Source organism: Mesorhizobium sp. M1066 (assembly GCF_040318635.1).
Taxonomy (GTDB): domain Bacteria; phylum Pseudomonadota; class Alphaproteobacteria; order Rhizobiales; family Rhizobiaceae; genus Mesorhizobium.
Map to the genome: position 1 here is coordinate 349212 of NZ_JAMYMR010000001.1, position 22726 is coordinate 371937.

21 protein-coding genes and 1 other RNA gene are annotated in these 22726 nt (G+C 62.3%); 12 read left to right on the plus strand and 10 right to left on the minus strand.

All coding sequences use genetic code 11. From position 1 onward, the window contains the following. Positions 1-20 precede the first annotated feature (20 nt). Positions 21-383, plus strand: a complete 363-nt coding sequence (locus NKH52_RS01570; RefSeq protein ID WP_352729007.1) for a hypothetical protein — start codon at positions 21-23, stop codon at positions 381-383. On the opposite strand, the gene NKH52_RS01575 is transcribed toward NKH52_RS01570, so the two are convergent. The 7 genes from NKH52_RS01575 to NKH52_RS01605 form a co-directional block, all read right to left on the minus strand. Continuing rightward, positions 380-1321: a 2-hydroxyacid dehydrogenase gene (locus tag NKH52_RS01575; RefSeq protein ID WP_352729005.1), complete on the minus strand. Its 942-nt coding sequence runs from the start codon at positions 1319-1321 to the stop codon at positions 380-382. The two genes, NKH52_RS01570 and NKH52_RS01575, sit on opposite strands and share 4 nt — an antisense overlap. Before the next feature lie 29 nt (positions 1322-1350). Further along, positions 1351-2982 carry an ABC transporter ATP-binding protein gene (locus tag NKH52_RS01580; protein ID WP_352729003.1) on the minus strand — a complete coding sequence of 544 codons (1632 nt, stop codon included), beginning with the start codon at positions 2980-2982 and terminating at the stop codon, positions 1351-1353. Next, on the minus strand, positions 2979-4124 hold the full coding sequence (locus NKH52_RS01585; protein ID WP_352673534.1) for an ABC transporter permease: 1146 nt from the start codon (positions 4122-4124) through the stop codon (positions 2979-2981). Before NKH52_RS01585 ends, NKH52_RS01580 begins: the two co-directional genes overlap by 4 nt. After that, complete coding sequence (locus NKH52_RS01590) at positions 4124-5221, minus strand: microcin C ABC transporter permease YejB (RefSeq protein ID WP_127293973.1); 1098 nt, start codon at positions 5219-5221, stop codon at positions 4124-4126. Before NKH52_RS01590 ends, NKH52_RS01585 begins: the two co-directional genes overlap by 1 nt. A gap of 30 nt (positions 5222-5251) precedes the next feature. After that, a complete protein-coding gene (locus NKH52_RS01595) occupies positions 5252-7120 on the minus strand; it encodes an extracellular solute-binding protein (protein ID WP_352729001.1) in 1869 nt (622 codons plus the stop codon). Beyond that, the gene (locus NKH52_RS01600; RefSeq protein WP_352728999.1) at positions 7120-8994 is read right to left on the minus strand and encodes an extracellular solute-binding protein; all 1875 of its coding nucleotides are present in this window, start codon (positions 8992-8994) and stop codon (positions 7120-7122) included. Before NKH52_RS01600 ends, NKH52_RS01595 begins: the two co-directional genes overlap by 1 nt. A gap of 156 nt (positions 8995-9150) precedes the next feature. Beyond that, positions 9151-9822, minus strand: a complete 672-nt coding sequence (locus NKH52_RS01605; RefSeq protein ID WP_352728997.1) for a c-type cytochrome — start codon at positions 9820-9822, stop codon at positions 9151-9153. 193 nt (positions 9823-10015) lie between these two features. Here NKH52_RS01605 and NKH52_RS01610 point away from each other — a divergent pair, with 193 nt between their 5' ends. Beyond that, positions 10016-10744: a 3-deoxy-manno-octulosonate cytidylyltransferase gene (locus NKH52_RS01610; protein ID WP_352728995.1), complete on the plus strand. Its 729-nt coding sequence runs from the start codon at positions 10016-10018 to the stop codon at positions 10742-10744. A gap of 9 nt (positions 10745-10753) precedes the next feature. Continuing rightward, positions 10754-11617: a prephenate dehydratase gene (locus NKH52_RS01615; protein ID WP_352728993.1), complete on the plus strand. Its 864-nt coding sequence runs from the start codon at positions 10754-10756 to the stop codon at positions 11615-11617. Here NKH52_RS01615 and NKH52_RS01620 read toward each other — a convergent pair. Genes NKH52_RS01620 through NKH52_RS01630 form a run of 3 tightly spaced genes read right to left on the minus strand, consistent with a single transcriptional unit; the run spans position 11614 to position 13366 of the window. After that, positions 11614-11919 (minus strand): Dabb family protein, encoded by a 306-nt coding sequence (locus tag NKH52_RS01620; RefSeq protein ID WP_127293984.1) that lies wholly within the window; start codon positions 11917-11919, stop codon positions 11614-11616. The genes NKH52_RS01615 and NKH52_RS01620 overlap by 4 nt on opposite strands. 41 nt (positions 11920-11960) lie before the next feature. Then, complete coding sequence (gene nudC, locus NKH52_RS01625; protein ID WP_352728991.1) at positions 11961-12905, minus strand: NAD(+) diphosphatase; 945 nt, start codon at positions 12903-12905, stop codon at positions 11961-11963. A gap of 41 nt (positions 12906-12946) precedes the next feature. After that, positions 12947-13366 carry an HIT domain-containing protein gene (locus tag NKH52_RS01630; protein ID WP_127293986.1) on the minus strand — a complete coding sequence of 140 codons (420 nt, stop codon included), beginning with the start codon at positions 13364-13366 and terminating at the stop codon, positions 12947-12949. A gap of 169 nt (positions 13367-13535) precedes the next feature. Here NKH52_RS01630 and ffs point away from each other — a divergent pair. The 9 genes from ffs to NKH52_RS01675 all read left to right on the plus strand — a co-directional run bounded on the left by ffs (position 13536) and on the right by NKH52_RS01675 (position 22711). Next, an RNA gene (gene ffs / locus NKH52_RS01635) (signal recognition particle sRNA small type) lies at positions 13536-13632 on the plus strand. 105 nt (positions 13633-13737) lie between these two features. Then, positions 13738-15555 carry a DNA polymerase III subunit gamma/tau gene (locus NKH52_RS01640; protein ID WP_127293988.1) on the plus strand — a complete coding sequence of 606 codons (1818 nt, stop codon included), beginning with the start codon at positions 13738-13740 and terminating at the stop codon, positions 15553-15555. 30 nt (positions 15556-15585) lie between these two features. Further along, positions 15586-15909 carry a YbaB/EbfC family nucleoid-associated protein gene (locus tag NKH52_RS01645; protein ID WP_013527931.1) on the plus strand — a complete coding sequence of 108 codons (324 nt, stop codon included), beginning with the start codon at positions 15586-15588 and terminating at the stop codon, positions 15907-15909. Positions 15910-15936: 27 nt separating this feature from the next. Continuing rightward, the gene (locus NKH52_RS01650; RefSeq protein ID WP_127293990.1) at positions 15937-16326 is read left to right on the plus strand and encodes a hypothetical protein; all 390 of its coding nucleotides are present in this window, start codon (positions 15937-15939) and stop codon (positions 16324-16326) included. 270 nt (positions 16327-16596) lie between these two features. Beyond that, complete coding sequence (locus NKH52_RS01655; protein WP_352728989.1) at positions 16597-17529, plus strand: cell wall hydrolase; 933 nt, start codon at positions 16597-16599, stop codon at positions 17527-17529. A gap of 112 nt (positions 17530-17641) precedes the next feature. Next, positions 17642-18247, plus strand: coding sequence for a recombination mediator RecR (gene recR, locus NKH52_RS01660; protein ID WP_352728987.1), 606 nt, complete (start codon positions 17642-17644; stop codon positions 18245-18247). Between the two features lie 194 nt (positions 18248-18441). Continuing rightward, positions 18442-19719, plus strand: a complete 1278-nt coding sequence (locus NKH52_RS01665; RefSeq protein WP_352728985.1) for a lytic murein transglycosylase — start codon at positions 18442-18444, stop codon at positions 19717-19719. Between the two features lie 262 nt (positions 19720-19981). Beyond that, a complete protein-coding gene (locus NKH52_RS01670; protein WP_352728983.1) occupies positions 19982-21625 on the plus strand; it encodes an ABC transporter substrate-binding protein in 1644 nt (547 codons plus the stop codon). 18 nt (positions 21626-21643) lie between these two features. After that, the gene (locus NKH52_RS01675) at positions 21644-22711 is read left to right on the plus strand and encodes an ABC transporter permease (protein WP_352728981.1); all 1068 of its coding nucleotides are present in this window, start codon (positions 21644-21646) and stop codon (positions 22709-22711) included. The last annotated feature ends 15 nt before the right edge of the window (positions 22712-22726 follow it).

Genomic DNA, 22726 nt, shown 5'->3' on the forward strand with positions numbered 1-22726 from the left:
TATCAGGAGGAGCATAGTCGATGCGCTGGAACATGATGATCTTGGCCTCTTGCCTGCTGACCGCCGGCTGCGTCGGCGGCACTTCGATGTCGGAACAGCAGGATGCGAACGTCCAGTCCTCCCTGCAATATGACAACGTGCCCTGCGACCAGTTGCTGGCGCAGCGCAACGGGCTGGCGCAGCAATACAGCCTTACGACGAAGGCCAAGCCGACATTCTCCAATCCGGCGATGGGCTTCGGCCCGTTCACGCCTGACATGCGCTCCAAGGCCAAGCGCGATACCGACAAGGCGAGCGGTGAGATCGATGCCATGAACCGGTCGATCGATCGGCGCGACTGTGAGCATCCGGACAAGCAGAAGAAATTGGCGCTGCCTGGTTAATACCCCGCCTTGCGGTCCACCAGGTTGTCGAGCTTTTCGCCGCGCTCGAAGGCGTCCATTTGGCGCAGCATGATCGGCGCCAAATGGACAGGGTCGGAGGTCGCCGCCGCGTGTGGCGTCACGAACACTTTTGAATGCCCCCACAGCGGACTGGTCTTCGGCAGCGGTTCGACCTCGAACACGTCGAGGCTTGCCTCCTTCAGCGTGCCGTCATCCAGTGCCCGCAAAATGTCGGCATCCTTCTGCAGGCGGCCGCGCCCGGCATTGATCAGCACAGAGCCGCCGAGGCCGTTGCGCTTCCGCAGCTCCTTCAGCACGCCGTAGTTGATAATGCCCTTGGTCTCCGGCGTCAGTGGCAAAAGCACCACCAGGATGTCGGTCGCCTTGAGGAAGGGGATCAGTCCAGCCTCGCCGGAATAGGTCGCGACGCCTTCCATGGCCTTGTCGGTGCGCGACCAGCCATTGACGGCAAAGCCGAGCGACAAAAGCACCGAGGCCGCGGCGCGGCCGAGACTGCCGAGGCCCATGATGCCGACCGAAATGTCACCGGCCGGCCTTTGCTGTGGCTCGTGCCAGATCTTCTTCGGCTGCTGAGACCTGTAGAGCAGGCCTTGGCGGTGATGGTCGAGCACCCGCCAGACGACATATTCGGTCATGTACTGGGTGAGGTTGTCGGCGACGACCTTGACGATCGGCACATCGGGCAGGCCGGGATCGGCGAAGATATGGTCGACACCCGCGCCGATCGAAAAGATGGCGCGCAGATTGGGCAGCGACGACAACAGGTTCGGCTTCTGCTTCCACACCACGGCATAGGTGATCGAGGGGTCGCTGGCGCCGTCGGGCTCCAGCACCACCTCGCGCTCGGCCGACAGGAGCTCGCGCCAGCGCTGCGGATGAAAGCCGGTGACGGCAAGCAGGATACGGCCTTTTTCCATTGCGGTCTTTTAGTCCCTCTCTACGCAAATCACTCGCTGACGATGCCGACCGGCGCCGTCTCGATCTTGAAGGCGGCCGAGATCAGCGCCCGAGTATAGTCGGTTTGCGGATTTTCAAAAATCTGCTGGGAAGGACCAGCTTCGACGATCCTGCCATTGCGCATGACGATGACGTCGTTGGCGAGCGCCCGGATGACTTTCAAATCATGGCTGATGAAGAGATAGGCGAGATCGTGCTTGGCCTGCAGGCTGCGCAGCAGGTCGACGACCTGCGCCTGCACGCTCATGTCGAGTGCCGATGTCGGCTCGTCCAGCATGACGAAGCGCGGGTTGAGCACCATGGCGCGTGCGATGGCGACGCGCTGGCGCTGGCCGCCGGAAAACTCGTGCGGATAGCGGTTGCGTGTCGCGGGATCGAGCCCGACCTCCTTCAGTACGGCGGCCACCTTGTCGTCGCGCTCATCGGGCGACAGCTTCGGCTCGTGGATCTTGAGGCCTTCCTCGATGATCTCGGCGATCGACATGCGTGGGCTGAGCGAGCCGAACGGATCCTGGAAGACGATCTGCAATTCGCGCCTGAGCGGCCGCATGGCGTTGAAGGACAGCTGATTGATGTCGCGACCGTTGAACTGGATCGTTCCGGTCGACGAGATCATTCTTGCCAGCGCCAGGCCGAGCGTCGTCTTGCCGGAGCCGGATTCGCCGACCACGCCAAGCGTCTGGCCGGCGCGCACGGTGACATCGATGCCGTCGACCGCCTTCACATTGTCGACGGTGCGGCGGAAGAAACCCTGCTTGATCGGGAACCAGACCTTTATGTCCTTGCCGGTCATGACAGGCTTGGCATCGGCATTGGCGGCCGGCGGCTTGCCCTTCGGCTCGGCCGCCAGCAGATGCCGCGTATAGGCATGCTGCGGATTGGCGAAGATCTCCTTGGTCGGCCCGGTCTCGACGATCTTGCCCTTGGTCATCACGCAGACGCGGTCGGCGATCTTGCGCACGATGCCGAGATCGTGGGTGATGAACAGCATCGACATGCCCTTGCGGCTCTTCAAGCCGGCCAGCAGTTCGAGGATCTGCGCCTGCACGGTGACGTCGAGCGCCGTCGTCGGCTCGTCGGCGATCAGAAGTTCGGGCTCGTTGGCCAGCGCCATGGCGATCATCACGCGCTGGCGCTGGCCGCCGGACAACTGGTGTGGATAGGCATCGAGGCGCTTGTGCGGATCGCGGATGCCGACCTCGTTGAGCAAGGCCAGTGTGCGTTCCTTGGCCGGGCGGTCGGCCATGCCCTGATGCAGCTTCAGGATCTCGACGATCTGCTGCTCGATCGTGTGCAGCGGATTGAGCGAGGTCATCGGCTCCTGAAAGATCATGGTGATCTTGTTGCCGCGCACCTGCCGCAACTGCTTCTCGCTCATCGCCAGCAGGTCGGCGCCCTGGAACAGGATCTTTCCCGAGGGGTGGCTGGCGCTTGGATAGGGCAGCAGCTTCAGCACCGAAAGCGCCGAGACCGATTTGCCGGAGCCGGATTCGCCGACCAGCGCCACCGTCTCGCCCTTGGCGATGTCGAACGAGATGTGGTCGACGGCCGTCGACTGGCTACCGCCCTGGCTGAAGGCGACGCTGAGGTCCTGTACGCTGAGCAAGGGGGCTTCGCTCATCTGAAGGTCTTGCGCGGATCGAAGGCATCGCGCGTCGCCTCGCCGACGAAGACCAGCAGCGACAGCATCAGCGAGATGACGACGAAGCCGGAAATGCCGAGCCACGGCGCATTGAGGTTACGCTGCGCCTGCTTGAGCAGTTCGCCGAGCGAGGCGGAGCCGGGCGGCAGGCCAAAGCCGAGGTAGTCGAGTGAGGTCAGCGTCGAGATCGAGCCTGAGAGCAGGAACGGCATGAAGGTCAATGTCGCCACCATGGCGTTGGGCAACAGGTGCCGGAACATGATGGTGCGGTTGGGCACGCCGAGCGCCCGGGCCGCGTTGACATATTCGAAATTGCGGGCGCGCAGGAACTCGGCCCGCACCACACCGACCAGCGCCACCCAGGAGAACAGCAGCATCAGGCCGAGCAGGATGAAGAAGCCCGGCGGCAGGATGGCGGCGACGATGAGCAGGAGATAGAGCACCGGGATGGCGGACCAGATTTCGATGAAACGCTGGAACAAGAGATCCGTCCAGCCGCCGAAATAGCCTTGCACGGCGCCGGCCGCGACGCCGATCAAGGCCGATCCGGCGGTCAGGATCAGGCCGAACAGCACCGAAATGCGGAAGCCGTAGATGACGCGCGCCAGCACGTCGCGCGCCTGGTCGTCGGTGCCGAGCCAATTCCAGTTGCCGACCATGCAGGCCGGGTCGGCGGCACCCTGCGGATACTGGTTGCAGCGCTTCGTGGCGTCATACTGCCACGACGGCTTGGCCGGCGCTGCTTCCGGAATGGCGTTGTTGACGGTCTGATAGGAGTAGCGCACCGGCGGCCAGATCATCCAGCCATTGGCGTTGATCTCGTCCTGGATGACCGGGTCGCGATAGTCCGTCACGGCATAGAAGCCGCCGAATTTTTCCTCGGGGTAGGCGACCAGCACCGGAAACAGGATCTCGCCCTTGTAGGAGGCGATGATCGGCTTGTCGTTGGCGATGAACTCGGAAAACAGCGACAGCACGAACAGGACGAGGAAGATCCACAGCGACCAGTAGCCGCGGCGGTTGGCTTTGAAGTTCTGCAAGCGGCGCTTGTTGAGCGGCGACAGAAACGGCCGCTTTATCCGCGCGGGTGCCGCGTCCACGGGGACTGTAGCCTCCGACATCAGACGTCTCTCCGCTCGAAATCGATGCGCGGATCGACCCAGGTGTAGAGCAGGTCGGACAAGAGACCGACGAACAGCCCCAGCAGCGAGAAGATGTAAAGATTGGCGAACACCACCGGATAGTCGCGCTCGACCACCGACCGGAAGCCGAGCAGGCCGAGGCCGTCGAGGGAAAAGATGTTCTCGATCAGCAGCGAGCCGGTGAAGAAGGCCGAGATGAAGGCACCGGGAAAGCCGGCGATGACGATCAGCATGGCATTGCGGAACACGTGGCCGTAGAGCACCTGCCGTTCCGACAGGCCCTTGGCCCGCGCCGTCACCACATACTGCTTGCGGATTTCTTCGAGGAAGGAGTTCTTGGTCAGCAGCGTCGTCGTGGCGAAGGCCGACAGCACCAGCGCCGTGAGCGGCAAGGTCATGTGCCAGAAATAGTCGATGATCTTGCCCGACCAGGACAATTGATCCCAATTGTCCGATGTGAGGCCGCGCAACGGAAACCAGTCCCAGAACGACCCGCCGGCAAACAGCACCATCAGCATGATGCCGAACAGGAAGCCCGGAATGGCATAGCCGACAATGACGACGCCGCTGGTCCAGACGTCGAAGGGAGTGCCGTCCTTGACCGCCTTGCGGATGCCGAGCGGAATCGAGATCAGGTAGGACAACAGCGTGATCCACAGCCCGATCGAGATCGACACCGGCATTTTCTCCAGGATCAGGTCGAGCACCGAAATGTCGCGGAAATAGCTGTCGCCGAAATCGAAGCGGGCATAATTCCACAGCATCATCCCGAAGCGCTCGAGCGGCGGCTTGTCGAAGCCGAACTGCTTCTCCAGCTTCTTGATGAATTCCGGATCGAGCCCCTGCGCACCGCGATATTTCGAGCTGACGTCACCGGCGGCATCGAAATTGCCGCCAGCGCCCGCATCGCCACCACCACCGCCGAGGCGGTCGCTGCCGCCCTGATTGGTCAGCCGGGCGATGACCTGTTCGACCGGACCGCCGGGGGCGAACTGGATGACGGCGAAGGATATCGCCATGATGCCGAACAGCGTCGGGATCATCAAAAGGATGCGGCGCAGGATATAGGCGCCCATCAGGCCTTCTGCCCTCGTTGAGCGAACATCTCAGCCTTTGCCAATTCTTGCCGCCTTGCCCTTATCGAACCACCACAGCGTCTCGACCGGAAAGCCGAAATCGGGCTTCTGTTCGACAAAGCCGAACATGTCCCAATAGGCGACGCGGTGATTCGCCAGATAGTATGTTGGAATCCAGTCGAGCCGCGCGCGCAAGACCCGGTCGAGCGCTCTGAGCGCCGTGACGAGTTCTATACGGTCTTTCGCCTTGCCGGCTGCCGCGATCAGGGCGTCGATGGCCTTGCTTTCGGTGCCCGGATAGTTGCGCTGCCCAGGGATTTTAGCCATCCGGGAATCATAGAGCATCTGCAGGCTGTCGTCGGTCGGCGTCGCCCCGATCGACCAATGCAATAGGGCAAGATCGAAGTCGTAATTGCTGTGCCGCTGCTCATACTGCGCCGAATCGATTTGCCGGATCGATGCGTCGATCCCGATCGCCTTCATATTCTCGGACCAAGGGGTGTAGATGCGAACGATGCCGTCGTCCTCCGCCAGCATTTCGACCCGTAGCCGCTCACCCTTGTCGTTGACGACGAAACTGCCATCGCGCTTCCAGCCGGCTTGCGCAAGCAATCTCGAAGCCTCGCCCAGCAGCTTGCGGTCATGGCCCGAACCGTCGGACAGGGGCTGTGTTACCGCTTCACCGAAAACCTCTGGCGGCAACTCGGCCCGGAACGGCTCCAGCAGGGCCAATTCCTCAGGCGAGGGCAGGCCTTCGGCCTTGTAGTCCGACCGTTCGAAATTCGATTGAGAGCGCTCGTAGGAGCCGTAAAACAGCGCCCGCTTCATCCATTCGAAATCGAAGCACCTGGCGATCGCCCGCCGCACCCGCTTATCGCGGAATTGCGGACGACGCTGGTTCAGCGCGACAGCCTGCATGTCTGGCGTCTTCTCGCCGGGAAATTCCCGTTTGACGACCTTGCCGTCCTTCAGCGCCGGAAAGTCGTAGCCGGTCGCCCATACCCGTGAGGTGAATTCCTCGCGAAAATGCGTGTCGCCTTTCTTGAAGGCCTCGAATGCCGCTTGCCGGTCAAGATAGAAGTCGATGCGGATGCGGTCGAAATTGTAGAGGCCGCGGTTCACTGGCAGATCGCGGCCCCAATAGTCGGCCACGCGGTCATATTCGACAGTCTGTCCGGCCGCCACGCGTCCAATCTTGTAGGGACCCGAGCCAAGCGGCGGTGTCATGGTCGAAGCATCGAAATCATTGGCCGTATAAAAGGCCTTGGAGACGATAGGCATTCCCACGATCGCAAGGATGTTTTGCGCCGACTGCTTGCCGTTGAGGGTGAGATCGACGGTAGCGGGATCGACCGCAACCGCGTCGGTCATGTACCGCAACGCTTGGGAAAGGTTAGGATGGCCTTTGTCTTGATAAAGCTTCAGCGAAAAGACAACGTCCTGCGCGGTCAGCGGCGAACCGTCGTGGAAACGCGCTTGCGGTCGCAGCGCGAAGCGGAAACCGTTGCGGTCCGGCGACAGGGTAACGGTTTCGGCAAGCAGGCCGTAGGCCGCATCCGGCTCATCGAGCGCGCTTGTCATCAGGGAATCGAAACAAAGTTCGGTACGCGGCGGCGCCTCTCCCTTCAACACCAGTGAGTTCAATGTGTTGAAGGTCAGGAAGCTCTGATTGAGGGTCGAGTTCGGCGGCGCGAAATTCATCTGGCCACCCTTTGGGGCGTCCGGATTGACGTAGTCGAAATGCGCGAAACCGAGCTTGTATTTGAGGTCGCCGAAGGCCGACAGGCCGTGCAGCTTGGTGCCGGTCGCAGTGTCGGCGAAGGCCTTGCCGGGCAGCAAGGCGGCGGCTGCCGCGGCACTGCCCAGGGCGAGAAAGTCGCGGCGGGCAAGGGCCGCCATCAATTGCCACCCTTGTATTTGGCCGCCAGCGCCTTCTCCTTGTCCGGGTCGATCCACCAGGAATCGATGTCCGGGCCCAAGTAAGTCGGTTGTTTTTCCGGGATGCCGAACTTGTTCCAGTAGGCCAGCCAGGTTACGGATCGAGTGAACTGCGGGACACAATAGAAATTCCACAACAGAACCCGGTCGAGCGCATGAGTGGCGGCGAGCAAGTCCTCGCGATCCGTCGCGAAGATAACGCGTTCAACCAGTGCGTCGACCACCGGGTCCTTGATCCCCGCATAATTTCGCGAGCCCGGTGTATCGGCTGCCTTCGCACTCCAGTACTCGCGTTGTTCATTGCCCGGGGAGTCCGACTGCGATAGCCGGGACGTTATGACGTCGTAGTCGAAATTATTGACGCGAGCGATGTACTGGCTGGTATCGACGATTCTGAATGAAGCCGAGATGCCGATCTTCCCCAGCATGTTTACAAATGGATTAACCGTTGCTTCGGCGCCTTGGTCGAAGCCCAGAATCTCGATGGTAAAAGGTTCCCCGCTTTTCTCATTGGTCATCCGGCCATTCTGGATTTTCCAACCCGCTGACGCAAACAGATCGATCGCTTTGCGCAGATACGCCCGCTCGGCCCTAGGGCTATCGAAGACCGGGAGCTTGAATTCCTGGGTAAACAGTTCTGCCGGCAGTTTGTCCTTGTATTGATTGAGGATCTCCAATTCTTTGCCCTGCGGCAGCCCGCTTGAAGCAAGTTCGCTGCCCATGAAATAGCTGTTGGATCGGGTGTTGAGGCCGAAGGATTGGGTGCGGTTCAAGGTTTCAAAATCAAAGGCATAACCGAGCGCCTCGCGCACGCGCCGATCCTGGAACTTTGCTCGTCGCGTGTTCAGCATGAAACCTTGCATCGAGGCGAGTGATGTCGCCTTGAACTCCCGCTTGATGACGTCGCCGGCTTGGAGAGCCGGGAAATTGTAGCGCGTCATCCATAACCGGGCGCTGTTTTCAGACTGGATGTCTTCATACCCGCCCTTGGTGAAGGCCTGCCAGCCGGCGTTGTCATCGAGAATATAGGTGTAGCGTCGGGTGTCGTAGTTATTGCGCCCGACATTGATACCCAGATTGGCGGCCCAGAAGTCCGGAACCCGTCGCCAGACGACTTCCGAACCAGGTTTGAAACTCTCGATCTTGTAGGGCCCAGAGCCGAGCGGGATTTCAAGGCTTGGCTGGGTGATATCGCGCTTCTTGCCGTTGGCATCGGTGCCTTCCCACCAATGCTTCGGCAGCACCACCACATCGGCCATGATGAGCGGCAGTTCACGATTGCCCTTCTGGTCGAAACGGAACTCGACTTCCCGATCTGAAACGACGACCGCTTCCGTGACATTGGCGAAATAGCGGTTGAACTGCGGGCTCTCCTTTTTGAGGAAGTTGAATGACCAAATCACGTCATCCACGGTAATAGGTTGGCCATCATGCCATCTGGCCTGCGGGTCGAGCCGATAGGTCGCGGATGAAAAATCGGCTGGGTACTTGTAGGCTTCTGCGATCTCGGGATGGTTGACGCTGCCCTCGTCAAGGGATTTCGCCATCAGCGACTGGTAGAGCAGCCCGCCCTGGTAGTTCAATCCTGCAGCAGGGGTGCCGCGTGCGATGAAAGGATTGAAGCTGTCGAATGTACCTGGCACCACCGAGTTCAGCGTGCCGCCCTTGGGCGCGTCGGGGTTGACGTAGTCGTAGTGCTGGAAATTGGCGCCGTATTTGGACTCGCCGATCAGCGATGAGGTGGTGCGCCATTCGTCGGCGCGGGCAGCCTGCAATCCCGCCGCCAGAAGGGCTGCCGCCAGCAACGACCTGAGAAGCGTTCGGCCAACCGTCATGCACTATCCTCTTCGCAATGCCCGTTCATGGGCAATCTAGATGATTTGGCGCTCGTGAAAACCGCCATGCGCGGCTTTGTCGCCGCCTATGCGGTTTTCCCAACAAAAAAGCCGGGCTGAACCCGGCTTTTTCAAGGTCGTCGAGATGATATCTGGTTATTGGGCAGGCGCCGGTGCCGGAGCCGCAGGTGCCGCTGGTTTGGCTGGCGCGGCACCCTCAGCCGGCTTTGCCGGGGCGGCTGCATCGGCAGGCTTGGCGCCTGCATCGGCGGCGGCACCCGGTGCTGGCAGCGGCTTGGGATTGTCGGACAGCGTGCGCAGATAGGCGATGACGTTGGCGCGGTCCTCGTCCTTGGGCAGGCCGGCGAAGCCCATGGCGGTGCCCTTCACGAATTTCTTCGGCGAGGTAATGAAGTGGTTGATGTTGTCGTAGGTCCACTTCTCGGCGCCGCCCTTGGAGAATTCCTTCATGCCGGCCGAATAGGCAAAGCCTTCATGCTCGGCGACCGGGCGGTCGATGAGATCCCACAGGTCCGGGCCGACCTTGTTGGGGCCGCCCTTTTCGCCGGAATGGCAGGCCTGGCACTTCTTGAAGACGGCGGCACCTTGCTCGACATTGGCGGTTGCCAGCAGATCGGCGATCGGCTTGGCTTCGGCGGCCGGCGCCGCCGGACCGCCTTCGGCGGGCTCTGCGGCCTCGATGGCGAAGCCGGGCTTTTCCGGCGCCGGCGAAGCAAACAGCGCATCGGACACCAAGCCGACGGAGAAGACGACGAAAACGGTTCCGAGCAATCCGGCGAGCAGTTTGTTGACTTCGTTGGAATCCATACGCCCCTTGCTCCCTTTTCCGGCGGACAGAACCGTCCACTCCGTCCGTCGGTATCGTGACCCGTCCTGCCAGGGCGGTCAAATCGGGCGGAAACTAGGTCTTTTGCTGCGGCGTTGCAACACCTATAAGGGCGCTTCCAGTGAGACCTTTTGCCACTTTCCCTGTCCTCTTTCGAGACGCCTTGCACCCGAAATGTCTACGCTGATCCTGATCCCGGCCCGCATGGCCTCGACCCGCCTGCCGGGCAAGCCGCTGGCCGACATCGCAGGCGCGCCGATGATCGTCCATGTCGCCCGCCGTGCTGCCGAAGCCGGCCTTGGCCGGGTGGTGGTGGCGACCGACACGCAAAGCGTGGCGCAAGCCGTGCGCGCGCACGGTTTCGAGGCCGTGATGACGCGTATGGATCACGAATCCGGCTCCGACCGCATCCACGAGGCGCTGATCGCGCTCGACCCCGGGCGCAAGGTCGAAACCATCGTCAATGTGCAAGGCGACCTGCCGACCATCGATCCCCAGGTTATCGCCGCGTCGCTCAGGCCTTTCGAGGACAGTGCGGTGGACATCGCCACGCTCGGCGTCGAGATCGTCCGCGACGAGGAAAAGACCAATCCGAATGTCGTCAAGATCGTCGGTTCGCCGGTTTCCGGCAGCAGGCTGAGGGCGCTCTATTTCACCCGTGCCACGGCGCCTTGGGGCGAGGGGCCGCTTTACCATCATGTCGGCCTCTACGCTTATCGCCGCGAGGCACTCGAGCGCTTCGTCGCGCTGAAGCCGTCGCCGCTCGAACGGCGCGAGCGGCTGGAACAGTTGCGGGCGCTGGAAGCCGGCATGCGCATCGACGCCGAGATCGTCCAGTCGCTGCCGCTCGGCGTCGACACGCCGGAAGACCTCGAACGCGCCAGACAGATCCTTTCAACCTGAGATATCGGCATGCCTGAAAAGACCAACAGAATATCCTTCCAGGGCGAGCCGGGCGCCAATTCCGACACCGCCTCCCGCAACGTCTATCCATCGATGGAGCCGTTGCCGTGCCCGACCTTCGAGGATGCGTTCAACGCGGTCGAGACGGGGAAGGCCGACCTCGCCATGATCCCGATCGAGAACACCATCGCCGGGCGCGTCGCCGATATCCATCATCTGCTGCCGGAATCCAAGCTGCACATCGTCGGCGAATATTTTCTGCCGATCCATTTCCAGCTGATGGTGCTGCCGGGCGTCAAGCGCGACGAGATCGAGACCGTGCACAGCCACATCCACGCGCTTGGCCAGTGCCGCAAATACATCCGCAAGAACGGCTGGAAGGCGATCGTCGCCGGCGACACGGCTGGCGCCGCCAAGATGGTCTCCGAGGTCAAGGACCGCACCATGGCGGCACTGTCGCCGGCACTGGCCGCGACGCTCTACGGGCTCGATATCATCGAGCAAAACGTCGAGGACACCGACAGCAACGTCACCCGCTTTGTCGTCCTGACCAAGAACAAGCAATGGGCCGAGCGCCCGTCGCCCGACGTCAAGATGATGACGACTTTCATCTTCCGCGTCCGCAACGTGCCGGCCGCGCTCTACAAGGCGATGGGCGGTTTCGCCACCAACGGCATCAACATGACCAAGCTGGAGAGCTACCAATTGGGAGCTTTCACGGCGACGCTGTTTTACGCCGACATAGAGGGTCATCCCGACGATCCGCTGGTCAAGCTAGCGCTGGACGAACTTCGCTTCTTCTCCCGGGAGGTGCGGATTCTGGGCGTCTATCCGGCCAGCGAATCGCGTGAGCAGTGGAAAGTGGCGGACTAGATCACCGCGCCCAGCGGCACGTAGTCGATCTCCATGAACGCCTCGACCTCCGGCACCCAGCGGTCGCGCACGAAGGCGACATGGTCCGGATGGTCGTTGTACCTGTTGTAGGCGGCCTGGTCGGCGAACTCCATCGAGAAGCCGAAATGATAGTCGTTCTTGGGGCTGATCTGCCGCAATTGCTCGAAATGCGTGACGCCTCTGATCGCGGTTAGGATTTTCTTGGCGTCGACCAGGAACCGCTTTTCCTCCAGCGAGTGCGGCGGATGCTTCAGCGTGAAAACGACGGTGTGACGGATCATTTTTGCCTCTTTGATGTCTGGCCTTCCGGGCTCTTGCCGACCTATTCGGCGTCGACCCAGGCGCGGATGAGATGATATGCGATCGCCCCCTTGGGCGGCGTGAACAGATTGCCGGGATGTTCCTTGGCCAGCATCGAACGCACCTCGTCACGGGCAAACCAGCGACAGTCTTCCAGCTCGTTGAGGTCGGCCTGGATATCGTCATTGAGCGGTTCGCCGAAGCAGCCGATCATCAGTGAATAGGGAAACGGCCAAGGCTGGCTGGCGTGGTAGACGACGCGGCCAAGCCGGATGCCGGCCTCTTCCAGCGTCTCGCGGCGCACCGCGGCCTCGATCGTCTCGCCCGGCTCGATGAAGCCGGCAAGGGCCGAGTACATGCCCGGCGCGAAATGGCGGCCGCGCCCGAGCAGGCACTTCTCCCGCGTCGCCGTCAACATGATCGCCACCGGGTCGGTGCGCGGAAAATGCTCGGTGCCGCAATTCGGGCAATGGCGCTTGTAGCCGCCCGCCCGCATCTGTGATTCCGTACCGCATTTGCTGCAGAAACGATGGCTGGCATGCCAGGCAAGCAGGGCCGCCCCTTGCGCCATCGCGCCAGCCGCCGCCTCGTCGATCAGCCCTTGCATGTAGACCGAGCGGTAGTCGATGGCCTTGACTGTTTCCGGAAGCTGTTCGGGTTCGACGCCGGCGGGCACGGCCAGCACCGGTCCTCGTTCGGAAAAGCCGAGCAGGATGCCTTGCGCCAGGGAAACCTTGAAGGGCTCGCTCTCGGTCGCGCCGAACCAGGGGTCGAGAGCGCCGCTATCGCCGAGCTTCAAATAGAGCCGGCCGCCATGCATCAGAAGCAGCCGCGTCGCCGGATCGGCCAGCGCCTTGTCGACCGAATCGTCGGCGCGGTTCTCGGACTGCCGGTCGATCGTGTTGCCGGCGAAGCCGACGAACTGGCTCGGCTCGCGCAAAGGCGCGTCAAACAGGCGGAAGCTCATGAGGACTCTGGAATATGTTGAGGGATGGAAACTGGGAACGCTTATAGCGCCGCCTTGATCGTTTCGGCAAACCGTCGCAGGTCGGAACGTTGATAGGGCTCTCGCAGGCCGTGTCCCCACACAGGGCCTGGCCAGCCGGGATCGCCTTCCGAACGCGCGATGACATGGATGTGCAACTGGCGCACGATGTTGCCGAGCGCGCCGGTGTTGATCTTGGTGCAGCCGGTCGCCTTCTTCAGCGCCTGCGCCACCATATTGGTCTCGAAGGTCAGCATCGTCTGGTCGAGCGGCGTCATGTCATGGATTTCCTCCGCGCCAGGCCGCTGCGGCACCAGCAGCAGCCATGGCCAGCGGCGGTCGTTCATCACCCGCAATTCGCACAGCCCAAGCCACATCAACTGCTCGCTGTCCGCCTCCAGCCGCGCGTCCAGCGTGAATCCGGCCTCCAGGCCCGGCAGCATCGGCGTTTCCCTTGCTTTTCTTGGTTTGCTCAACACATGAAGGCTAGAGCGGCGGCAAGGGGGCTGCAAGCGAATCATTGCGCCCTCACGGTTTGGTGCGCCGATTCGACATTTAACGATTTCTTCGGCGGACTTGCATTTCGTCGCGCAATTGCCGATATGGAAAGCGGGAGGTTGGTGGTGGACGATCCACTCGCCAACCGGGTCAGGTCCGGAAGGAAGCAGCCCTAACGAGCCCGGAACGGGTCATTGTTCCAGCCTCCCACCTCATCGGCCCCCCTCGCGACATTGACGACGCATTGCAGCGCGGGCGAGACTATGCGCAGGAATCGGCCGCCTTCGGGCGCGGTCATTTGGAGCTTTACGGGCGTATGAGCGAAGCCGGAAATTCGGGACCAAAAAGCCTGGAGATAGGCAAGGCCGCCGCCTATCGCGTGCTGGCGCGCAAATACCGTCCTTCGAACTTCTCCGAGCTGGTCGGCCAGGAGCCGATGGTGCGCACCCTCACCAATGCCTTTGCCACCGGCCGCATCGCCCAGGCCTGGATGCTGACCGGCGTGCGCGGCGTCGGCAAGACCACGACGGCGCGCATCCTCGCGCGGGCCCTGAATTATAAAACCGCTGATATCGACCAGCCTTCGGTCGACCTAGCCGTGCTCGGCGAGCATTGCCAGGCGATCATGGAGGGCCGCCATGTCGACGTCATCGAGATGGACGCCGCCTCGCATACCGGCATCGACGACATCAGGGATATCATCGAGCGCGTGCGCTATGCGCCGGTCTCGGCCCGCTACAAAGTCTATATCATCGACGAAGTGCACATGCTGTCGACGCAGGCCTTCAACGGCCTGCTGAAAACGCTGGAAGAGCCGCCGCCGCACGTCAAATTCATCTTCGCCACCACCGAAATCCGGAAGGTCCCGATCACTGTCCTGTCGCGCTGCCAGCGCTTCGACCTGAGGCGCATCGACGCCGGCGCGCTGGTCGCGCATCTCGGCTCGATCTCGGCCCAGGAAGGCATTTCGGTCGACGACGACGCGCTGGCGATGATCGCGCGCGCCGCCGAAGGCTCGGCTCGTGATTCGCTCTCCATCCTCGACCAGGCGATTGCCCATGGCGCCGGCACTGTCGGTGCCGCGGCTGTGCGGGCGATGTTGGGACTTGCCGACCGCGCCCGCATCGTCGACCTGTTCGAACATGTGATGAAGGGCGATGTGGCGGCAGCGCTCGGCGAATTCCGCGCGCAATACGACACCGGCGCCGATCCGGCAGCCGTGCTGACCGATCTTGCCGAGTTCAACCACCTCGTCACCCGGCTGCGTTTCGTGCCGACGGCCATCGAGGATGCCTCGCTGTCCGAGGACGAGCGGCAGCGCGGCGCCGATTTCGCCAGGACGCTGTCGGTCAGGGTGCTGTCGCGGACATGGCAGATGCTGCTCAAGGGCATTCCCGAAGTGCAGTCCTCCAACCGGCCGGTCAGTGCCGCCGAAATGGTGCTGATCCGGCTGGCGCATGCCGCCGACCTGCCGACGCTGGACGAGGCGTTGAGATCGCTCGAGGGCGGAGCGCCGGTCCAAAGCGGCGCGCCGCGCCCGAATGGCGCGCCTGCAAGTTCCGGCAACGGCGGTGGCGCCGGCGCGGTGGCGCAGACGCGCATGCCCGCCGGTCCTGGCGGTGCGCAGACGATGCGGCTGGTCGAAGCCTCGCCTGCTCCCGTTGCCTACGTCGCTCCGCCGGAGCCGGTCATGGAGGCGCAATCGGCGCCGCTGAAATCGCTGGCCGACATCATTGCGCTCGCCGACGCGCAGCGCGACATCGCCTTCAAGGTGCTGGTCAAGAGCTGCATCCGGTTTGTGCGCATCGAGCCCGGCCGCATCGATGTCGGCCTGACCGGCGATGCGCCCAAGATGCTGCTCAACGACCTGACGACGAAATTGCGCGCCTGGACCGGCCGCAGCTGGCTGGTCTCGCTGTCGAAGGAAGAGGGCGGCCAGACGCTCGCCGAAATGGAATCGGCCAAGCGCGAGACGGCTTTTCTCGATGCCAAGAGCGACCCGACCGTGGCCGCCATCCTGGCGCGCTTTCCCGGCGCCAAGATCATCGACGTGCGCATTCCAGACGCGCCGGAAGCCGAAACGACAGAGGCTGAAGTGCCGGTCGAGCCGCCGGCTGACGACGATGAACCCTGATCCAGCCACGAATCCGCAAAGGACCCGACCATGAAAGATCTTCTCGGCCTGATGGGCAAGGCGAAGGAAATGCAGGCCAAGTTCCAGGCCATGCAGGACGAGATCGCCACGTTGGAAGCGTCCGGCCAGGCCGGCGGCGGCCTGGTCAACGTGACGCTGACCGGAAAATTCGAGATGAAGTCGCTGAAGATCGATCCGTCTCTGTTCAAGGAAGACGATGTCGAGATCCTGGAGGACCTGGTGCTGGCCGCTCACAACGACGCCAAGACCAAGGTCGAGCAGATCATGCAGGAAAAGACCAAGGCGCTGACCGCAGGTCTGCCGATCCCGCCGGGAATGAAACTGCCCTTCTAGCATTCGGCGTGCGCGCCCATCATCGACATGACCGAAGAGCCCTCCGAAAGACTGATCGAGCAGCGTATCCGCAACAGGATCTACGAGATACTGGAAATCCTGGCCGATTGTGACGACGGCGTCGATCTCGTCGGCATCAAGGGTTATTTCTATCTGTTCGAGGATTTCGTTCATCGCCCTTCGATCGAAGCCGGCACATCGGCGCTTTCGAAGGACGAGCGCGCGATCGTGCTGGAGATCGCCGAATTCCTGGAGGCGGCAAGCGAGACAAATCCGGACTTCACCAAGGCTGAGTTCATTGACAGCGACTGGCCGGGAAAGATCGCCCCGACGGCCAGGGAGGCGCGGACGCTGTTCCTCCGGCGCGGCCTGTTTTCGGAGAAGGTCGAGGAACTTGAGCCTGGCCAGCGGCCGTAATTGCGGCCGGGCTGCAGGCCGATTCCAGGAGAAATTAACAGCGTTTGCCCGGGAAAGCGCGTAGTGCTTTCCCTTGGGGCAATTGCGGCGAAACAAAGAGAGAGGGGTCATCGCTTTTGTGAAATGATGGCCCGATCTATCTGGAAAGCCACGAAATTGTGCCAATTTGGCAACAGTGCATTGTTAATAACGTTTTGGCCATCATTTTGCCCGAAAGTGTCTCATTCTTGCCGCAGCCTGGGGGCGGGCACGAAGTGAGAGGGTTACCTGTTGATTTCTACGCGATGGAAGACGCCGCTGTTGCTCGGCGCCGTCATTTCACCCCTGTTTTTGGCTGCCTGCAGCCAGACCACTTCACACGGCATGTCCGTCGCCAGCCTGACCGACGCCATCACGCCGGGTTTCCTGAGCTCCCGGGCCTACAGCCACACGCCGAAGGACAAGGAATGCCTGGAACGGGCGATGTTCTTTGAATCCAACCGCTCGAGCCGCGACGGCATGATCGCGGTCGGCACGGTGGTGATGAACCGGCTGCGCTCCGGCAATCACGGCAGCACCATTTGCCAAGTGGTGGGCGAGCCTGGGCAGTTTGCCCCCGGCGTCATGACAAGGCCGATGAATTCACGCGCAATGCCCGATGTCGAGGAAGCCGCCGACGCGGTGCTCAAGGGCGAGCGCAAGTCCAAGCTCAAGAACACCATGTTCTTCCACACCGCCGGCCTACGCTTCCCCTACAAGAACATGCATTACACCATGGTTGCCGGCGGCAATGCCTTCTATGAGAAGCGCGGCCGCAACTGGCAGCCGCTGCCGGACGAGCCGCAGGTCGCCATGGCCTCGGCCGCGCCGCAGAAGCCAGCGGAGCCGGTGACGATGGTCGCGTCCGCCGAGCCGGTGCGTCCGGCCAAGCCGGCCACCGTCCGGTCCGCTCCTGCCCAACAGACCTATATGACCGCGGCCGCCGCGCCGGCCGCGAAATCGGCGCGTGTCTCGGCGGAGCCAACGGTGGTGGCGATGCAGGAGCCGATGGAGGAACCGGATGCCGCCCGTTTTGGCGGAACCTTGAACACAAGGACAAGGGTCATCTCCTCGGTCGAGGAAGCGCCGCAAGAGGCGTCTATGGGATTCCAGTCGACGCCTGAGAACACCGACGCTGTCGGCGCGATGATCGTCAGCCAGGGCCGGCCGCTCGAAACCAACTGATCTGCTCTCCACGATCCCATGGCCCCCGCCCATTTTGGTCCGCCAGGGCCAATATGGCGGTCATGCGTATGCGGATGTTCCAAAGCGCTCTGAAAAATCCTAGATCAGAGCGATGTCGAAGCGAATCGCCGGTCCCGAGATCGAACGTCTGATCCAGCTCCTGGCCAAGGTGCCGGGGCTGGGTCCCCGTTCGGCCAGGCGTGCCGCCCTTCATCTGATCAAGAAGAAGGAGCAGCTTCTGTCGCCGCTGGCCGCCGCCATGGCCGAGGCGGCCGACAAGGTGCGCATCTGCTCGACCTGCGGCAATGTCGATACATCGGACCCTTGCATGATCTGCATCGATCCGCGCCGCGATGCCGGCACCATCATCGTCGTCGAGGACGTCTCCGACCTGTGGGCGCTGGAGCGCGCGGCGGCGATGAATGTGCGTTACCACGTTCTCGGCGGCACGCTGTCCCCGCTCGACGGCATCGGCCCCGAGCAGCTCAACATGCGCTCGCTGGTCGACCGCGTCGCCGGTGGCGAGGTCAAGGAGATCATCCTCGCCGTCAATGCTACGGTGGAGGGCCAGACGACCGCGCATTACCTCACCGATCAGCTGTCCGGCTTCGATATCAAGGTGACACGACTGGCGCATGGCGTGCCTGTCGGCGGCGAACTCGACTATCTCGACGAGGGCACGCTGGCCGCGGCGCTGCGCTCGCGGACGGCGTTTTGACAAAGTTGCGGCAGAGGATGCGGATCATGATTGTTGCGCGTCCTTCCAGGCTGGTGCCAAGCACCCCCCTCCGTCCTACCGGACATCTCCCCCGCAAGGGGGGAGATCGGATGTCATCTTTGTTTTCGCAAATCGCCGACATTGCAACAAGAGCGCCGCCGATGAAGCGGCCAATCTCCCCCCTTGCGGGGGAGATGTCCGGCAGGACAGAGGGGGGTGTGAAGGAACGCAAACCTCTCAGATTGGCTCTGTTTTCCTTTTTTGCAGTTCTTCTCGCGGTCCTTCTTTCCACCCCCGCCTCCGCCGCAAAGATCGACGACCAGTTCCGCGCCTGGCTGCAGAACGACCTCTGGCCGCAGGCCAAGTCACAAGGCATTTCCAAAACCACCTTCGATGCCGCCTTCGACGGCATCAAGCCCAATCTGAAGCTGCCCGACCTGGTCAAGCCCGGCGAGAAGGCGACCACGCCGCGGAAACAGCACCAGGCCGAATTCGGTTCGCCCGGCGCCTATTTCGCCGAGAAGACGGTTCGCGCAGTGACGGCGGGCGGGCGGGCGCGCGAAGCCACCAATGCCAGGACACTTGTCGCCATCGAAAAGCGCTACGGTGTGCCGGGCGAAGTGCTGCTGGCGATCTGGGGCCGCGAGACCGGCTTCGGCGCGGCGAAGATGCCCTACGACGCCTTCGAAGTGCTGGGCACCAAGGCGTTCATGTCGACCAGGAAGGATTTCTTCCGCACCGAACTCTTGGCCGCACTCGAGATCGTCGAGCGTGGTCTGGCTCCGGTCGGCGCGATGAAATCGTCCTGGGCCGGCGCGCTCGGGCAGCCGCAGTTCATGCCGACCTCGTTCCTGAAACATGCCGTCGATTTCGACGGCGACGGCCGCGTCGACATCTGGAACTCGACGCCGGACGTGCTGGCCTCGATCGCCAACTATCTCGTCCACTATGGATGGGTAAAGGGCCGTGGCTGGGGTTTCGAGGTGACCGTGCCGGAAAGCGTTTCCTGTTCGCTGGAAGGCCCGGACCAGGGCAAGAAAATCTCCGAATGGGCTGATATGGGCATCAAGCGCGTCGGCGGCAAACCGTTTCCCGCGAGTGAGCTGAAGGCCGAAGGCTTCCTGCTGATGCCGGCAGGGCGCAGCGGCCCGGCCTTTATCGCCACGCCCAATTTCTACGTGCTGAAGCAGTACAACACCAGCGACCTCTACGCGCTGTTCATCGGCCATGGCGCCGACCGCATCGCCCATGGCGACGGCAATTTCGCCGGCAGCTGGGGCGCGGTCGGCGGGTTGCATCGTTCGGACATCGCCGCTCTGCAACGCGCGCTGGAAGCCAAGGGTTACGATGTCGGCAGCGCCGATGGCTTGCCCGGCTTCAAGACCCGCCGTTCGATCGGCACATGGCAAGCCAAGAACGGCCGCGCCGCAACCTGCTTCCCTGATGCCGGCCTGGTCGCGGCGCTGAGATAGCCGCGACATTCGCCAGATTGTCCCCGATCGGCAGCCTCGATTGGCTGGCCGGTGCGTCGACATCCCACCGGCCTTTCTGGCCCATTGAGCCATCGTATAAATGCTCGTTGCCCGCCACGAGGGTGCCGGATATGGTGTTGACCAACTGGACAAAAACCGCAACGGTAAGAGATCAGTGGGGCCTTCTCCAGGCCCGAAAAGAATTGCACAACCCTGAGCCGGGAACTCAGGTCAACAAACAACAAAACAGGGAACAATCACGATGATGATGGAAAAGTTTGCTCTACGCTCTCGCTTCCTGCTGGCGGGTGCAGCCATGTCCGCGCTGCTTCTGGCCGGCGCGCCCGCCGGTGCGGTCACGCCCGCCGACACGCTGGTCGAAGGTTTCGCGATCGACGACATCATCTCCATGGATCCGGGCGAGGCATTCGAGCTGTCGACCGCCGAGGTCACCGGCAACACCTATGATCTGCTTGTCCGTCTCGACCTCAGCGACACCTCCAAGGTCAAGGGCGACCTTGCCGAAAGCTGGACCGTCTCCGATGACGGCCTGACCTACACATTCAAGCTCAAACCCGGCCTCAAATTTGCTTCGGGCAATCCGATCACGGCGGCTGACGTCGCCTGGTCGTTCGAACGCGCCGTCAAGCTCGACAAGAGCCCGGCCTTCATCATCGGCCAGTTCGGCATCAGCGGCGACAACGTCGCCGAAAAGGCCAAGGCGGTCGACGAGACCACCTTCCAGTTCACCGTCGACAAGGCCTATGCGCCGAGCTTCGTGCTGAACTGCCTGTCGGCCACGGTTGCATCGGTGGTCGACGCCAAGCTGGTCAAGGAACATGTCGCGGCGGTGACGCCGAGCGCCGACTACAAATGGGACAATGATTTCGGCAATGCCTGGCTGAAGACCGGCTATGCCGGCTCCGGCGTCTTCACGTTGCGTGAATGGCGGGCCAATGAGGTGGTCGTTCTCGAGCGCAACGATAATTACTACGGCGAGAAGGCCAAGCTTGCCCGCGTCATCTACCGCAACATGAAGGAAAGCTCGGGCCAGCGCCTGGCGCTCGAGGCTGGTGACATTGACGTTGCCCGCAACCTCGAGCCGAACGACCTCGACGCCATCGCCAAGAACGCCGATCTCACCTCGACGAGCGCGCCGAAGGGCACGGTCTATTACATCAGCCTCAACCAGAAGAATGCCAACCTCGCCAAGCCCGAGGTCCGCCAAGCCTTCAAATACCTGGTCGACTACGATGCGCTGAGCTCGACCATCCTCAAGGGCATCGGCGAAATCCACCAGACCTTCCTGCCCAAGGGTGTGCTCGGCGAATTGGATGAGAATCCGTTCAAGCTCGATGTCGCCAAGGCCAAGGAGTTGCTGGCCAAGGCCGGTCTGCCCGACGGCTTCAGTGTAACCATGGACGTACGCACCGGCCAGCCGACGACAGGCATGGCGGAATCGATCCAGCAGACGCTTGGCCAGGCCGGCATCAAGCTCGAGATCATCCCGGGCGACGGCAAGCAGACGCTGACCAAGTACCGCGCACGCAACCACGACATCTATATCGGCCAGTGGGGCCAGGATTATTTCGACCCGAATTCCAACGCCCAGACCTTTGCCTCTAACCCGGACAACTCGGATGCAGGTAAGTCCAAGACGCTCGCCTGGCGCAACGCCTGGGACATTCCGGACCTGACCAAGGAAACGGAAGCAGCACTGCTCGAGAAGGACGCCGGTAAACGCGCCGACATGTACAAGGATCTCGAGAAGAAAATCCTCGACACCAGCCCCTTCGTCGTGATCCACCAGCAGCTGGAAGTGGCCGGCCTGCGCAAGAACCTCAAGGGCTTTGCGCTCGGCCCGAGCTTCGACACCAATTTCGTCGGGCCGGTGTCCAAGGAATAGTGCTCGCGGACACGCCGCATGAACGCGGTTGAAAACGAAGTAAAGGCCGGGCGCGGCAGTGCCCGCGCCGTCGCTATCGCATCATCGCTTGGCCGTTTCCTGGTCATTGCGATCACGACCTATCTTGGTCTGCTCGCGGTCACCTTCTTCATCGGGCGCGTCATTCCGATCGACCCGGTGCTGGCGGTGCTCGGCGACCGGGCGCCGGCCAATGTCGTCGAGCGCACGCGCCGCGAGATGGGCCTCGATTTGCCGCTGGTCGAGCAGTTCTACATCTATGTGAAAAATGCCCTGAACGGCAATTTCGGTGTCTCTGTGCTGACCACCAATCCTGTCATGACCGACATTCGCCGGGCGCTTCCGGCAACCACGGAACTTGCGACGCTGGGGACGCTGATCGGCGCGTTTTTCGGCGTGCCGCTCGGCGTGCTGGCGGCGGTCAAGCGCGGCAGCCTCATCGACCAGATCGTGCGCGTCATCGGCCTGATCGGCTATTCCGTGCCGATCTTCTGGCTGGGGCTGCTGGCGCTGGTGCTGTTTTACGCCAAGCTGCAATGGGTTGCCTTCCCGGCGCGGCTCGACATCGTCTACGAATACACCTTTACGCCGATCACTGGCTTCTATCTCCTCGACTCTGCGATGCAGGGGCAGTGGGACGTTTTTTACGACGCCTTCCGCCACATCATCCTGCCGGCCTCGCTGCTCGGCTATTTCTCGCTCGCCTATATCAGCCGCATGACACGCTCGTTCATGCTCAACGAATTGTCGCAGGAATATATCGTCGCGGCGCGCGCCAAGGGCCTGTCGGAAACCCGCATCATCTGGGGCCACGCGCTGCGCAATGCGGCGGTGCCGATGGTGACGGTGATCGCGCTCTCCTATGCCGGGCTGCTCGAAGGTTCGGTGCTGACCGAGACCGTCTTCTCATGGCCGGGCATCGGCCTTTACATCACCAACTCGCTGCAGAACGCCGACATGAATGCGGTGCTCGGCGGCACCATAGTCATCGGCTCGGTGTTCATCGCCATCAATCTCCTCTCCGACCTTCTGTATCGGGTCCTCGATCCGAGGACGAAGGTTCAATGAGCAGAGGTATTCCAC

Coding starts and splice junctions, on each gene's coding strand:
- NKH52_RS01570 (WP_352729007.1), top strand. CDS start 21: ATGCGCTGGAACATGATGATCTTGGCCTCTTGCCTGCTGACCGCCGGC.
- NKH52_RS01575 (WP_352729005.1), bottom strand. CDS start 1,321: ATGGAAAAAGGCCGTATCCTGCTTGCCGTCACCGGCTTTCATCCGCAG.
- NKH52_RS01580 (WP_352729003.1), bottom strand. CDS start 2,982: ATGAGCGAAGCCCCCTTGCTCAGCGTACAGGACCTCAGCGTCGCCTTC.
- NKH52_RS01585 (WP_352673534.1), bottom strand. CDS start 4,124: ATGTCGGAGGCTACAGTCCCCGTGGACGCGGCACCCGCGCGGATAAAG.
- NKH52_RS01590 (WP_127293973.1), bottom strand. CDS start 5,221: ATGGGCGCCTATATCCTGCGCCGCATCCTTTTGATGATCCCGACGCTG.
- NKH52_RS01595 (WP_352729001.1), bottom strand. CDS start 7,120: ATGGCGGCCCTTGCCCGCCGCGACTTTCTCGCCCTGGGCAGTGCCGCG.
- NKH52_RS01600 (WP_352728999.1), bottom strand. CDS start 8,994: ATGACGGTTGGCCGAACGCTTCTCAGGTCGTTGCTGGCGGCAGCCCTT.
- NKH52_RS01605 (WP_352728997.1), bottom strand. CDS start 9,822: ATGGATTCCAACGAAGTCAACAAACTGCTCGCCGGATTGCTCGGAACC.
- NKH52_RS01610 (WP_352728995.1), top strand. CDS start 10,016: ATGTCTACGCTGATCCTGATCCCGGCCCGCATGGCCTCGACCCGCCTG.
- NKH52_RS01615 (WP_352728993.1), top strand. CDS start 10,754: ATGCCTGAAAAGACCAACAGAATATCCTTCCAGGGCGAGCCGGGCGCC.
- NKH52_RS01620 (WP_127293984.1), bottom strand. CDS start 11,919: ATGATCCGTCACACCGTCGTTTTCACGCTGAAGCATCCGCCGCACTCG.
- nudC (WP_352728991.1), bottom strand. CDS start 12,905: ATGAGCTTCCGCCTGTTTGACGCGCCTTTGCGCGAGCCGAGCCAGTTC.
- NKH52_RS01630 (WP_127293986.1), bottom strand. CDS start 13,366: ATGCTGCCGGGCCTGGAGGCCGGATTCACGCTGGACGCGCGGCTGGAG.
- NKH52_RS01640 (WP_127293988.1), top strand. CDS start 13,738: ATGAGCGAAGCCGGAAATTCGGGACCAAAAAGCCTGGAGATAGGCAAG.
- NKH52_RS01645 (WP_013527931.1), top strand. CDS start 15,586: ATGAAAGATCTTCTCGGCCTGATGGGCAAGGCGAAGGAAATGCAGGCC.
- NKH52_RS01650 (WP_127293990.1), top strand. CDS start 15,937: ATGACCGAAGAGCCCTCCGAAAGACTGATCGAGCAGCGTATCCGCAAC.
- recR (WP_352728987.1), top strand. CDS start 17,642: ATGTCGAAGCGAATCGCCGGTCCCGAGATCGAACGTCTGATCCAGCTC.
- NKH52_RS01665 (WP_352728985.1), top strand. CDS start 18,442: ATGTCCGGCAGGACAGAGGGGGGTGTGAAGGAACGCAAACCTCTCAGA.
- NKH52_RS01670 (WP_352728983.1), top strand. CDS start 19,982: ATGATGATGGAAAAGTTTGCTCTACGCTCTCGCTTCCTGCTGGCGGGT.
- NKH52_RS01675 (WP_352728981.1), top strand. CDS start 21,644: ATGAACGCGGTTGAAAACGAAGTAAAGGCCGGGCGCGGCAGTGCCCGC.